The organism is Allofrancisella heilbronnii, from assembly GCF_000710735.2.
Lineage (GTDB): Bacteria > Pseudomonadota > Gammaproteobacteria > Francisellales > Francisellaceae > Francisella > Francisella frigidaquae.
In genome coordinates this window covers 1,030,070-1,043,450 of sequence record NZ_CP144673.1, presented here as the reverse complement: position 1 = coordinate 1,043,450, position 13,381 = coordinate 1,030,070, and the positions used below count along the sequence as shown (strand labels likewise).

Sequence of the window (13,381 nt, the reverse complement as noted above, 5' to 3'; positions counted from 1 at the left end):
GTGAAATTATGAGATTTGCTCATGTGATGATAAGAGTTAAAGATTTAGATAAATCGATAAATTTTTATACTAATATACTAGCCATGCAAGTTATTAAAAAAACTGACAATCCAGATTATAAATATACTTTAGTATTTTTAGGTTATGGAGATATTAATGATCATACAGTTCTGGAATTAACATATAACTGGGGTGATCATGAGTATGATCATGGTAATGCTTTTGGACATTTATGTATGGAAGTGGATGATGTTTATAAAGCTTGTCAAGATGTTATATCTAAAGGAGGTATTGTCACGCGTCAAGCAGGTCCTGTAAAAGGAGGTACGTCGATTATAGCGTTTATCAAGGATCCTGACGGATATCAGATAGAGTTGATAGAGAAAAAAGAGAGATAAAATCTATATATGAACGTTTTAGTGTTAAGAGGCTATTATAGTAAAGGTGATAGTGTTGAAACCTTTGAAATAAATGGTTTAAAAGTTAAAGTTACAACAGTAGCGTTAGGGAAACCTATATTTGTCAGACGAAAACTTAAGAAAATAATCAATCAATACCAAGTAAATGCTCAGAATTATGACCTTATTTATGCAATCTCAATGTCAGCAGGAATTTCTTCATTATTAGATAAGACCCTATATGACAGATTACATTTAGTTACACCTTTTTTTATTAATTACAAAACTATGTTTATTTTAAGGAAAGTTAAGGTTAGGAAATTTTTAGGAGCATATTTGCTGCTACTATTAAATGGTAGTCTAGGTAAACTTGACAAGGCAATAAGAATAACTCTTGCAGAAAATGATGATATAGTAGATAACAAGTTTTTTGAAAATGCTTTTAATAAACCTAACATCATAAAAGGATTAGGACATACCTTAAGTAATGAGATTATCAACGAGATTATAAAAAAAGATATTGAAACTATATATCTAGAACTCACCTTACCTACTGGTCACGCTTCATGACATATTTATTAAGGCAATTGGGTATTAGTCTCTTGAGATATTAGAGTGATGAATAATCCAATATATTAATAACCCCCAAACTCCAGATATTAAGCCAACCAAAATCCATATATTTTTAGGTAGTAATATTGTTGTAAGCCTTTTATCTAGGACTTTAGGTATATCTTTCGCTATAGCCAAGCCACAAAAAATATGTATGAGTACGGAGAAAACTGTAATTATAGGTAGGGAGTTATTTATTAGGGTTATAGAAATAGTATTAATATCCATATCAGATTCCTAAAATACGATTTTTGCATGCTCTTTAGAACTGTAGGTATTATTATAGTGCTCTTGTATAATTTCAACTACTTCTTCAGCACTATCAACTAAGGTTAATAATCCAACTTCTTGTTCTGTTATTACCCCTTTATTCACCATAGTAGTTTTAACCCAGTCTAAAAGCCCACTCCAAAATTCTTTACCAACTAATATAATCGGCATATAGGCTTTTTTCTTAGTTTGTACTAGTGTTGTTGTATCAAATAATTCATCTAATGTCCCAAATCCACCTGGCATAACAATATATGCCATTGAGTGTTTAATAAACATTGCCTTACGAGTGAAAAAGTATCTATAAAATAAAGATATATCTTGATGACTATTGGGAACTTGCTCAAAGGGTAAAGTTATATTTAACCCTATACTAGAAGAACACCCTTCTTGAGCCCCTTTGTTGCCAGCTTCCATTATACCTGAGCCACCTCCGGTAATAATAGAAAATCCACTATCAGAAAGTATTTTCGCTAGTTTCTCAGCTTGTATATAGTGATGATCATCTTCTTTTAGTCTAGCTGATCCAAATATACTTATAGCAGGAGTAATATTATCTAAGCGTTCATAACCTTCGACGAGCTCAGAGGTTATTTTCATTATGTTCCAACTTGCTTTAGCACGATCAAAACTTACTTCTCCATGAGCGTTAGCTATAATTTTTTTACTTTTACATTTCATATGTTTATTGCCTATACTGAAATTAATCTAGTGTTTTAATGTTTGATTATTTATAATTATAACTCATTAGTTTAAGGTATTCATACTATATGTCGTGTTAGAGTATGTCTATTAGGTTTTAGTTAAAATCCACAAAGGAGAATGTAAACATGGGTTTTTTAAAGGGTAAAAAAATATTAATTACAGGGCTTTTAAGCAATAAATCAATCGCCTATGGTATTGCAAAAGCTATGCATAGAGAAGGTGCTGAATTAGCTTTTACATATGTGGGCCAATTCAAAGAAAGAGTAGAAAAGTTATGCGTGGAGTTTAATCCTGCAGCCGTTCTTCCTTGTGATGTAACTTCAGATGAAGAAATCAAAAATTTATTTGTAGATCTGAATAAAGTATGGGACGGTCTTGATGGTATCATACACTCTATTGCATTTGCTCCTCGTGATCAGTTAGAGGGTAACTTTATTGATTGTGTTACGCGTGAAGGTTTTGCTATTGCTCATGATATTAGTGCATATTCTTTTGCTGCTTTAGCTAAAGAAGGTCGTCAGATGATGAAAGGTAGAAATGCTTCTATGGTTGCTCTTACTTACATCGGAGCTGAAAAAGCTATGCCAAGTTATAATACAATGGGCATTGCTAAAGCATCTTTAGAAGCTACAGTTAGATATACTGCTTTAGCTCTTGGCGAAGATGGGATAAATGTAAATGCTGTTTCAGCTGGTCCAATTAAGACTTTAGCAGCTTCTGGTATCAGTAACTTTAAGAAAATGCTAGATTATAATGCTATGGTCTCTCCACTAAAGAAAAACGTTGATGTTATGGAAGTTGGTAATACAGTTGCTTTCTTATGTTCAGATATGGCTTCTGGTATTACTGGTGAAGTTATTCACGTAGATGCTGGCTATCACTGTGTAAGTATGGGTAATGTTCTTTAGATATTTGTTAATTTAAGTTTATTTTCTAAGCGTCCAATTAGTGATGTGTAAATAAGGATATTGTAATAAGCTACTTTAATCCTAACTTCACTAAATCATGCATATTTACTACCCCTAATATATTTTTATCATTATCAACTACAGCAAGATTTGTTATTGCAAATTCTTCCATTTTTTCAAGTGCTGTAACAGCCATATCATCTTTTAAAATAGTTTTTGGATTTTTACTCATAACTTGATCGATAGATATTTGAGAGTTAAAATTTCCTGTTTCAAATATTCTTCTTAAATCACCATCAGTGAAAATGCCCAAAAGTTTATTATTTTCAACGATCAATGTATTACCTATACCTTTATCACTAATTTCTAAAATCGCTTTGCGAATAGTATCGGTAGGCTTAACTATAGGTATTTCATCGCCTTTGCGCATAATATTTTCTACTTTGAGTATTAGTTTTTTACCAAGCGAACCGCTAGGATGAGAGAAAGCAAAATCCCTAGCAGAGAAGTTTTTTGCTTTTAGTAAAGCTATGGCTAAAGCATCACCTAATACTAAACTGGCAGTTGTACTCGATGTTGGAGCTAAATTTAGCGGACAAGCCTCTTTATCAACATGTAAATTTAGTACTACATCACTATTTTTAGCCATCATAGAATTTTCATTACTAGTGATAGCTATTATGGGGATGTTTAAATGCTTTAGCATAGGCATCAACCCCATTATTTCGGCTGAATTGCCGGAATTTGATATGGCTATTAAGATATCATTAGATGTTATCATTCCAAAGTCTCCATGACCTGCTTCACCGGGGTGGACAAAAAATGCTGGAGTGCCTGTACTAGCTAAAGTCGCAGCTATTTTTTTTCCAATATGACCTGATTTACCCATCCCAGTGATGATAACTCGACCATGATTGTTAGCTAATATAATCTCACAAGCACGCTCAAATTCGCCATCAATCGCGTTTTTTAGTCTTTCTAGAGCTTTAATTTCAAGTTCAAAAGTTTTTTGTGCATTTTCTATATAGTTTCTACTCATTTCTTACAATCTCTTAGAATAAAAAATTTAACTAGCTTTTGTATTATAGTTTTAGAACCCGAATAGCTCAAATATTTTATACGATTATGTTAGAATTGAATTTTATTTTGTTATATATGAGAAGTTAGGTATGCAGGATTTTCAGATTAACCCGTCTATTTTGTCTGCTGATTTAGCTAGATTAGGTGATGATGTTAAAAACGTTTTGCTGGCTGGAGCTAATAATATTCATTTTGATGTGATGGATAACCATTATGTACCAAATCTTACTTTTGGCCCAATGATTCTAAAAGCTCTTAGAGATTATGGTATAACTGCAGGAATGGATGTGCATCTGATGGTTAAGCCAGTTGATAGTTTGATTGAAAGCTTTGCTAAAGCTGGGGCTAGTAGTATAGTTTTTCATCCGGAAGCTAGTGAACACGTTGATAGAAGTTTACAGTTGATTAAATCTTTTGGAATACAAGCAGGTCTTGCTTTGAATCCTGCAACAGGATTGGAGTGTTTGAAATATGTTGAGGCACATATTGATAGAGTATTGTTAATGTCAGTAAATCCTGGGTTTGGTGGACAGAAATTTATTCCAGCTATATTGAAAAAAGCAAAAGAAGTTTCCCAGTGGATAAACACTACTGGTAAAGATATCCTTTTAGAAATTGATGGCGGTGTAAATGCTGATAATATTGCTGAAATAGCTAGTTGTGGTGTAAGCGCTTTTGTCGCAGGTTCCGCTATTTTTAATTCTGAGAGTTATGAGAAGACAATAACTAAGATGAAACATGAGCTTGAGAAAGTTAATAATGGGACTGTTGCAAACTAAAATTATATGTTTCTAACTGTGTTAAAAACATTCTCAAAATGCTCATTTACTACATGTAAACTGCGCTTTTTCGAATATTTTTGCCTTGTTACCACCCATCTAATTCCAGCTTGCAATAGTCCCATAATTTATAAGTTAATATAAATATCTTTATTGGAAACCTAAAAAATAATGAAAACATATATATTTGATTTAGACAACACCCTTTATTCTTATAAAAATGGTCTATTTGATAGCCAACTTGAAAGAATGCGCGAGTACATAAAAATTAAGTTGAAAATTTCAGATGACGAAAAAGCTGATGCTATTAGAGATGAATTATATTATGAATGTGGCTCAACCATGCTGGGGCTTATGAGATACCATAATATTGATTATAAAGAATATCTAAATTTTATCGATGATATTGATATTGGTCATTTTAAACCTAATTTAAAGCTTAATAGTCACCTAAATACTCTCAAAAATACTAGTAATGTCTATGTTTTTACTAATGCTTCTAACTTTCATGCAAATAGAGTTATGAAGCAGTTTGGGCTAGATAACCTGTTTCATGGAGTATTGACATTGGAAGATACAGAATTAGTTGCTAAACCTAAAGAAAAATACTTTGAGGTAGGTAAAAATAAGTTTGGCATTGACTTTAGTAAAGCTATCTTCTTTGAAGATTCCTCTCATAATCTAGTAACAGCTAAATATTTAGGTATGGAAACGGTTCTTATACATGCAGATGACAAAAAATCTGCCGTTAATTTTTACGAAAATCAAGAAATTGATTATTATGTCAAAGATGTAGAATCTTTCTTAGAGGGTGACTATATTGCTACCAGAAATTAATAGAGATTTTAGAGTCTAATTCAGTATCAATCTTTGATTTTATTTTTTCCAGGTCTGTTATATGTTGTAATCCAGATTTAGCATCAGGATGTTGAATTACATGACAAGCGTTTATTAAGGCATATTTTATAGCTTCTTCTATGGCTAAGCCTTTGTATATGTTAGCACAAAAAGTTGAGCTAAAAGCATCCCCAGCTCCTAGGGTATTAACTACGTTACTGACATTAAGTGACTCACTGTGGTAAAATTTATCTTTAGTAGCTGCATAAACACCGTTAGCTCCATCAGTAACAACAATTATTCTAGGGCCAAGATCTAGACAGATTTTAAAAAAATCTTTTAACCTAAATGTGGCATTTAGGAAATCGCTATTTTCTTCATCCAGATTGGGCTGCTCTAGTCTATCTGTAGACTTGGTAATGCCTTGATCATCAATAGATAATAAAGAAAGCATCAGCTTTTGAGCTTCTTGGTAGTTTAGTACTAATATATCTATTCCAAACATAGAGTCCTTAATAAAACTCTCTCCGATACTGAGTTGGCTTGATCCTGGATTGATAGCTACTTTAGTATTATTTTGAGAAGCTAATTTTACTATTTCTGGGAGCCTAGCAGCAGAAGATTTACTTAAAGAGGTTATGTATATAAAGTCACTTTGAATTATTGCTTGAGTAGGTAAATCGTCTTTTAGGATATCTTTATTAGCTCCTCTATAGGCAAATATTGTCCGATCACCACTTAAAGTTGGTATTACGTAAGATGTTGCAGTCCCATACTTATTGGAGTAACGAATATTTGAGATATCTATATCAAAATCTTTTAGTTCTTGAATGATTTTCTCACCAGCAATATCTTTACCAATTTTTCCAAAGAAACTAACATCAAGGTTTTGTTTTTTGAAAGAAACAGCTGCGTTTGTAGCACCACCTCCTGTAAAAGAATTATGTTCTTTAACTTCAATTTTAGCACCTTCTTCTAACAGCATGAAAGATTGGGTATTATCTTTTTTTTGCATGTTCATGGTAAACATTTCCTCGTACTGTATTATAGTATCTAGGGTTGCTCCACCTATGGTTAAAACTTTTATAGTTTTGCTCATTTTTAAATTTAAAAATCATTTTTTAGTACTTTAGGAATAGCATATCATCAAATTTTGACAGCGTAAATGACCTGGGCGGTTATAAAAATAAAACTCTTTACGAGAAACAGATCATTTTTATAGAAAAGTCTGTAATTACTTAGTATTATTTTATAAAAATGTATTATTTCTAACAAAAGTTAAAATAAATAGGAGAAATTTAGATGCCTTCTAAGCCGGTTGCAAAAAATCAACGTGGATTTATTATGCCAATAGGGGGAGGAGAAGATAAGTTTGCATGCCCTACAGTTTTAGAAAAATTCGTAGATTTATCTGGAGGTAAAGATGCTAAAATCGCTGTAATACCTACAGCGTCTAAACTTCCCGATACCGGAGATATTTACGTTGATATTTTTACTAAAATGGGAGTAAAGGAAATTCATAACCTAAAGATAGAAACCCGCTTAGAAGCTACTAATAAAGAGCATCAGGATAAATTATCTGCATGTACAGGTATATTTATGACAGGTGGGAATCAATTACTATTGTCAACTACTTTGGGAGGCACTCCAATAGCCCAACTTATTCGAAAATTAAACGCAGAAGGCGTTAATGTAGCTGGCACTTCAGCTGGGGCTGCTTTTATCTCTGGCTTTATGATAGCAGGAGGTCAAGCTGGTCTTATGCCTAGGTGTAATATGGTAAATTTAGCACCAGGTTTAGGTCTAACAAATAAACTTTTAGTAGATCAGCACTTTTCTCAAAGAGATAGGTTAGGTAGGTTATTAGCAGCGCTTTCTTATAATCCATATATGGTTGGTGTGGGTATTGATGAAGATACAGCAGCACTTTTAGACTCTTCTAATGTGATAGAAGTTATAGGTTCTGGTATGGTGACGATTATAGATTTTTCACATCTTAAGCATTCATCGTTACATAACGCTCGCAATAATGCGCCTATAAGTTTAGTTGATATACGTATGCATATGTTATTAGAAGGTCAAAAGTTCGATTTAAATACGTCTCTAGTAGATTTTTAATTTAAGATTCTTTTTATTGTAAGCTGGGAGTAGTTTGTTATGCAAAAAATTATCATTCATGGAGGCTGTGGAGCAAGAGAGGATAAAAATACTTCTTTTATTGAGTATCATAGTCATCTTTTACTTATAATTGAGAAAGCTTATGAATATTTGCAGCAAATTGATGACGCTAATAAAGCGGCAATATTTGCAGCAAAGCTTTTAGAGGATGATGAGATCTTTAATGCAGGAACTGGCTCAAGGGTCCAGCAGGATGGCCAAATTAGAATGTCTGCTTCGATAATGGATAGTAAGCAACAAAAATTTGCTGGCGTCATTAATATCCAAAATATAAAAAACCCGATAGAAGTTGCAAATAGACTGATGCAGCAGCACCATAGTATTTTGGCAGCAGATCAAGCTACTGATTTTGCTCATAATATTATGGAATTACCTAAATATGATCCTATGACACCTAAAAGATATAAAGAATATCTTGAGTCAAAAAAAGGATATACTGGTACTATAGGTGTAGTAGCTTTAGATTCTACAGGAAAAATCTGTGCCATAACATCTACAGGTGGAGCAGGTTTTGAGTATCCAGGGCGTGTAGGAGATAGTCCAACAGTTGCTGGTAATTTTGCCACAAAAGAAATGGGTATTTCTTGTACAGGTATAGGTGAGCATATTGTTAATCAAGCTGTAGCAGCTAAAGTATGTACTCGTGTAAAAGATGGTATGAGCTTAAAAGAAGCTGTAGATAGATCTATTGCTGAAAGTAATAGTTTAGGTGATTATGTGGGGTTAATAGCTATTGATAAAAAAGGTAATATCTGTTCAGGATCTACTGATATAGCTCAAACATTATACGCATATGCTGAAGAAGGACAATTTAAAACGTTTTATCAGTAAAATATTATAAAAAACTTATTGACTTAAAAGCATTTATATAGTTATAATATACGTCATTGGCCAGATAGCTCAGTCGGTAGAGCAGAGGACTGAAAATCCTCGTGTCGGCAGTTCGATTCTGCCTCTGGCCACCATTATTAAGTTATTGTCGGAGCATAGCGCAGTTTGGTAGCGCATCTGGTTTGGGACCAGAGGGTCGGGGGTTCAAATCCCTCTGCTCCGACCATTGTTTGATGCGTCCGTAGCTCATCTGGATAGAGCATCGGCCTTCTAAGCCGAGGGTAGCAGGTTCGAATCCTGCCGGACGTGCCATTACGAATGTTGCAATTTGTAATGGTGGTTGTAGCTCAGTTGGTAGAGCCCCGGATTGTGATTCCGGTTGTCGTGGGTTCAAGTCCCATCAATCACCCCAGTTATTGCGGACGTGGCGAAATTGGTAGACGCACTGGATTTAGGTTCCAGCGGGTAACCGTGGGAGTTCGAGTCTCCCCGTCCGCACCACTGAATAATAAAATATAGTCTAAACTAGTCTAAAATTCCTTATAAGATAAAGCTTTCAGTATGATTATTAGTTAAATATAGTCTAATTTAGTCTATTTACATCTAATGCAAAGTGGTATACAAATTAGTTCTAAAAACTCTTGTATACCATATGAAGCTAAACAATGCAAAAATAAAGAATATATGTTTAACCCGAAATATTTTCGGATTAGCTATATATGGTTTTGAAGGTTTTTTTAGTGGTCATTAATTGTTTTTTATCTTATCTAAGACTTTATTAAAAACTTTCTCAATAGATAAATTAGAAGTGTCAATAATTATAGCATCAGTAGCTGGCTTTAGAGGAGCAATTTTGCGATTTCTATCTTGAAAGTCTCTTTTTTCAATATCTGCTAAGATAGTTTCAAAATTAGGGTGTTGATTTTTTTCTTCTAACTCGGTAAATCTTCTGGTAGCTCTGACTTGCGAGCTGGCATCTAGGAAAAACTTATATTTTGCATTAGGAAAGACTATTGTTCCCATGTCTCTGCCGTCAGCTACTAATCCTTGTTCAGTAGCGAAATCTCGCTGTTTATTTAATAAAACCTTTCTTACATTTGGGTATGCAGCTATCTTTGAAGCAAGCATGCCTATTTGCTCTGTACGAATTTCTTTAGAAACATCATCACCAGCTAGAATAATTTTTATCGAGTTAGAACCGTTGTCTATTTCAAACCTAATATCTAAATTGTCAAGAGTCTTACAAACGTTTGTTTCACTAGTTAAATCTGTATTGTTATTAAAACAATGCAACGCTGCTAGTCTATAAATTGCACCACTATCTAAAAGTTTATAGTTTAAATGTTTTGCTAAAGCTTTAGCTAAAGTACCTTTGCCAACCCCACTAGGACCATCGATAGTGATAATTTTAGAGTTGTTCATTTTCAAACTCCTGCATGAATTTAGTCAATGCTTTTACATCTTCTAAAGATACTGCATTATATAAACTAGCTCTACAACCACCTACAAGACGATGACCTTCTAAACCATAGAATCCTTTATTACCTGCATCTAGAAGGAATTTTTTAGTTAATTCCTGTGTTGGTAACTGGAATATTACGTTCATGTTTGATCTATATATTGGTTTTATGTCATTTTTATAGATCTTAGAGTTATCAATTGTTGAATATAAAATTTTTGCTTTGGTATGATTGAATTTCTCTACTTCATTCAAATCTTGAAATTTATCTATCAAATACTCTAACATTAGCTCAAAAGTAACCCATGAAATTACAGAAGGAGTGTTATAAAGGGAGTTAGATTTTCTAGTAGTATCATAGTCAAATACTATAGGTATATTTTCTTTCTTTTTAATTAAAGAATTTTGTACAATAACTATCGTAAGGCCAGGAATACCAGCGTTTTTTTGTGCTCCAGCGTAAATCAATCCATAGTCTCTAATATTAATAGGTTTTGATAAAAAACTTGAAGACATGTCACATACTAGCTTAGTGTTACAAGATTTGGCTAATTGGTTTATTTGAAAGCCATCTACAGTTTCGTTGTCTGTATAATAAACATAATCATACATATTAGAAACGAAAGTTTCAGCTATGCTATTACCATATGTGACAGATTCCACATTTATAAATTTTTTAGCTTCTTTGGCTGCTTTTTCTGACCATTGACCACTACATATATAAAGGGCTTTATTGTACTTATCTGACAAATTCATAGGTATAGCAGCAAATTGAGCTGTTGCTCCTGCTTGCATAAGTAACATAGAGTAATCATCCGGTATATTTAATAAATACTTAAGTTTGGTTTGTATAGAATCATGAACCTCTTCAAAAGCTTTATCACGGTGAGAAATAGATAATAATGAAACACCAGTATTTTTATAGTTAGTCATCATTTTTTGTAATTTTTCAATGATACAAGTTGGTATTACAGCAGGACCTGCACAAAAATTTATTTTCATGGTAATAATAATCTTTAATATCCAAATTTAACTATATTTTATCAGACGTAATTGGTTTGATATAAGTAAAATATTAGTAAAGTTGAAAAGAAGAGCAGTTTTTATATTGTTGCTTAAGAAGTTGGGAATTATCAAAGTATATTTTTTCAAATTTACTAAATAAATCTTCAAAAATAATAACATTATTACCAGAATTGTATGAATTTATATAAGAAACTCTAATGTAGTACTGATTATTAGTCCTGTATACTCTAAAAGATAAATCAGCACCGTATCCTGGATTTGTTGTTAGTATCGTTTTTATCTTATCAGCTTTGCTAAGTAGGTAAGCAATATTGAACTTAATACCAGTATCATGTCCAACAAATAGAATATATTTAGGATATTTTTTGTTGTTTGGATTTGAGATGATTTGTTTTATATCAAAAATTATTTGACTAATTACAACAGCGCCATTAGAGTTAATTGAATTTTGTAAATAATCTTCTGTAAAACCAGCAAAACCATCTGATTGTGATGGAATAGCAGAGTGATAGCTATTAAAATTAAATATATCTACTAAGGTATCTATATCTGAGTTTGTAAGGGCTTTATATGTCTTGAATATTGAGCAACCTGATTTTGAGCAATAATCTTTTAGCGGGATTAATTGTGCTGCAAATTTAGCGATTGGCTGTATGCATTTATAAGCCTGCTGTGGTGTAGAAACTGTAGTATCGCAGTAGTCATTTTTAGATATATAATTATTTTTAGCTAAAACTTCAGATAGATATCCTATTTTGCGCCATTCATCAAGCCATCCGGGTGCAGAATCAATATTTTTGATGTTTTTGTGCATACTTAACATTGGATCTTTAGCTTTAGGTATAATCTCGATAACATCTGAGTTTTTTATACGAGGGAACATTCCTAATAAAGCTGCTTGAGCACTAACGATATCTCTATTAGCACCACCAGCAACAATACAAATATCTTCGTGGTGATATTCACTGCCTAAAAGTTTATGATATTCTTTGCTAAAGTATTCGCCATTACACCTTTCCATCTCAAAGCCATATTGAGTTAACTGACCAGCTGGTATGTTATCTATATTCCATAGAGGAGGGTATTCTAGGTTTTGGTCATATTGTGTTGATGTGCGAGCGCCATGTCTGATAATATCCGCAGCAAATACCATATTTGCATTAGTTAATTGTAGTTGTTTGGGATAATATGAATCTTTTGCAAAGAGTGGTGCTATAGTTGTAAAGTATAGCACGCAGATAGCGATTTTTTTCATGACTAATCTTGTTGTAATGTTTACTATTTAAGCCAATCTTTAGGTTTAATATACTCGTAAATTTTAGCCTCTTCAGAGTCTTCTTCTGGATGCCAATTGTATTTCCAGGATGCCATTGGAGGCAGAGATGATAGTATAGATTCTGTTCTACCACCACTTTGTAAACCAAAAATAGTTCCTCTATCCAAAACTAGGTTAAATTCTACGTATCTACCACGGCGATAGAGTTGAAAATCTTTGTGTTGTTGAGAATACGATATATTTTTCCTTTTTTCCACAATAGGGATATATGCTTTTATATAAGCATTTGCACATTCAGTAACAAAATCATAACATTTTTCAAAAGATTCTTCATTTAAGTCATCAAAGAATAAACCACCCACACCGCGGCACTCATCACGGTGCTTTAGGTAAAAGTATTCGTCACACCATTTTTTAAATTCGGGATAATAGTTTTTATTGTGTTTGTCGCAAACATCTTTAGCAGTTTGATGCCAGTAGATAGCATCTTCTTCAAATGGATAATATGGTGTAAGGTCAAATCCACCACCAAACCACCAAATTGGATTATCTGTATCAGCTCCAGCAACAAATAGTCTAAAGTTAGCGTGAGAGGTTGGCACAAAAGGATTGCGTGGATGGATTACTAAAGATACTCCTGTAGCAATAAAAGACTTACCTGCTAAATCTTTACGTTTCTCTGTGGCAGATGGTGGCAGGGCTTCACCATGTACTTTTGAAAAAGCAACAACTCCTTTTTCAAGAATCTCAGCACCTTCGATAATCATAGAGTCGCCATAACCTTTAAGTTTTTGTTCAGGAGTATCCGGTTTTTGCCATTTATCGCTAATAAACTTTCGATTATTAGTCTCACAGCTTTCTAAAGCACTAGTAATGTTTTTTTGAAGTTGTATTAGAAAGTTTTCAAATTTCTTGATTTTATCTTGCATAAGGACACCTCTTGTGATGAAACTTTTATTTGCTGCCAAATAAAAGTAAAGCTAAATTTGATGTGTTTAATTTTACCATTAGGAAATGAAATT

At 33.0% G+C, this 13,381-nt stretch carries 15 protein-coding genes and 5 tRNA genes; 12 read left to right on the top strand and 8 right to left on the bottom strand.

Annotated elements, in window-relative coordinates:
- The first annotated feature begins 8 nt into the window (after positions 1–8).
- The gene (gloA, locus tag FRA_RS04880) at positions 9–398 is read left to right on the top strand and encodes a lactoylglutathione lyase (RefSeq protein WP_035719458.1); all 390 of its coding nucleotides are present in this window, start codon (positions 9–11) and stop codon (positions 396–398) included.
- 9 nt (positions 399–407) lie between these two features.
- Positions 408–968 (top strand): hypothetical protein, encoded by a 561-nt coding sequence (locus FRA_RS04875; protein WP_035719457.1) that lies wholly within the window; start codon positions 408–410, stop codon positions 966–968.
- A gap of 24 nt (positions 969–992) precedes the next feature.
- On the opposite strand, the gene FRA_RS04870 is transcribed toward FRA_RS04875, so the two are convergent.
- Together FRA_RS04870 and FRA_RS04865 are read right to left on the bottom strand one after the other, a co-directional pair.
- The gene (locus FRA_RS04870) at positions 993–1,238 is read right to left on the bottom strand and encodes a hypothetical protein (RefSeq protein ID WP_035719456.1); all 246 of its coding nucleotides are present in this window, start codon (positions 1,236–1,238) and stop codon (positions 993–995) included.
- A gap of 9 nt (positions 1,239–1,247) precedes the next feature.
- Complete coding sequence (locus FRA_RS04865) at positions 1,248–1,961, bottom strand: LOG family protein (protein WP_035719454.1); 714 nt, start codon at positions 1,959–1,961, stop codon at positions 1,248–1,250.
- A gap of 149 nt (positions 1,962–2,110) precedes the next feature.
- Between FRA_RS04865 and FRA_RS04860 the strand changes: the two genes are divergently transcribed.
- Positions 2,111–2,893: an enoyl-ACP reductase FabI gene (locus FRA_RS04860; protein ID WP_035719453.1), complete on the top strand. Its 783-nt coding sequence runs from the start codon at positions 2,111–2,113 to the stop codon at positions 2,891–2,893.
- A 70-nt stretch (positions 2,894–2,963) separates the two neighbouring features.
- Here FRA_RS04860 and FRA_RS04855 read toward each other — a convergent pair whose 3' ends face one another.
- Entirely contained in the window at positions 2,964–3,932 is a 969-nt protein-coding gene (locus FRA_RS04855; RefSeq protein WP_035719451.1) for a KpsF/GutQ family sugar-phosphate isomerase, read from the bottom strand.
- Between the two features lie 130 nt (positions 3,933–4,062).
- On the opposite strand from FRA_RS04855, the gene rpe reads away from it, so the two are divergent.
- Positions 4,063–4,752 (top strand): ribulose-phosphate 3-epimerase, encoded by a 690-nt coding sequence (gene rpe / locus FRA_RS04850; protein WP_035719448.1) that lies wholly within the window; start codon positions 4,063–4,065, stop codon positions 4,750–4,752.
- Between the two features lie 171 nt (positions 4,753–4,923).
- Positions 4,924–5,589, top strand: coding sequence for a pyrimidine 5'-nucleotidase (locus tag FRA_RS04845; protein WP_035719446.1), 666 nt, complete (start codon positions 4,924–4,926; stop codon positions 5,587–5,589).
- Here the strand turns inward: FRA_RS04845 and FRA_RS04840 are convergent.
- Positions 5,576–6,688 carry a carbohydrate kinase family protein gene (locus FRA_RS04840; RefSeq protein WP_035719444.1) on the bottom strand — a complete coding sequence of 371 codons (1,113 nt, stop codon included), beginning with the start codon at positions 6,686–6,688 and terminating at the stop codon, positions 5,576–5,578. The genes FRA_RS04845 and FRA_RS04840 overlap by 14 nt on opposite strands.
- A gap of 203 nt (positions 6,689–6,891) precedes the next feature.
- Here FRA_RS04840 and FRA_RS04835 point away from each other — a divergent pair, with 203 nt between their 5' ends.
- From FRA_RS04835 to FRA_RS04805, 7 genes are all read left to right on the top strand, one after another.
- Complete coding sequence (locus tag FRA_RS04835; protein WP_035719441.1) at positions 6,892–7,707, top strand: cyanophycinase; 816 nt, start codon at positions 6,892–6,894, stop codon at positions 7,705–7,707.
- Positions 7,708–7,746: 39 nt separating this feature from the next.
- Positions 7,747–8,598 (top strand): isoaspartyl peptidase/L-asparaginase, encoded by an 852-nt coding sequence (locus tag FRA_RS04830; RefSeq protein WP_035719438.1) that lies wholly within the window; start codon positions 7,747–7,749, stop codon positions 8,596–8,598.
- A gap of 58 nt (positions 8,599–8,656) precedes the next feature.
- Positions 8,657–8,732 (top strand) — tRNA-Phe (locus FRA_RS04825).
- A 15-nt stretch (positions 8,733–8,747) separates the two neighbouring features.
- Positions 8,748–8,824 (top strand) — tRNA-Pro (locus FRA_RS04820).
- 9 nt (positions 8,825–8,833) lie between these two features.
- Positions 8,834–8,910 (top strand) — tRNA-Arg (locus FRA_RS04815).
- A gap of 24 nt (positions 8,911–8,934) precedes the next feature.
- A tRNA-His gene (locus tag FRA_RS04810) sits at positions 8,935–9,010 on the top strand.
- A 6-nt stretch (positions 9,011–9,016) separates the two neighbouring features.
- Positions 9,017–9,099: transfer RNA gene (locus FRA_RS04805), tRNA-Leu, on the top strand.
- Between the two features lie 246 nt (positions 9,100–9,345).
- On the opposite strand, the gene cmk is transcribed toward FRA_RS04805, so the two are convergent.
- From cmk to hemF, 4 genes are all read right to left on the bottom strand, one after another.
- Positions 9,346–10,020: a (d)CMP kinase gene (cmk, locus tag FRA_RS04800; protein ID WP_035719436.1), complete on the bottom strand. Its 675-nt coding sequence runs from the start codon at positions 10,018–10,020 to the stop codon at positions 9,346–9,348.
- Positions 10,007–11,059: a 3-phosphoserine/phosphohydroxythreonine transaminase gene (serC, locus tag FRA_RS04795; protein ID WP_035719433.1), complete on the bottom strand. Its 1,053-nt coding sequence runs from the start codon at positions 11,057–11,059 to the stop codon at positions 10,007–10,009. The genes cmk and serC overlap by 14 nt, the downstream gene beginning before the upstream one ends.
- 73 nt (positions 11,060–11,132) lie before the next feature.
- A complete protein-coding gene (locus FRA_RS04790) occupies positions 11,133–12,338 on the bottom strand; it encodes a histidine-type phosphatase (protein WP_035719432.1) in 1,206 nt (401 codons plus the stop codon).
- A 23-nt stretch (positions 12,339–12,361) separates the two neighbouring features.
- The gene (hemF, locus tag FRA_RS04785) at positions 12,362–13,288 is read right to left on the bottom strand and encodes an oxygen-dependent coproporphyrinogen oxidase (RefSeq protein ID WP_035719430.1); all 927 of its coding nucleotides are present in this window, start codon (positions 13,286–13,288) and stop codon (positions 12,362–12,364) included.
- Positions 13,289–13,381 lie beyond the last annotated feature (93 nt).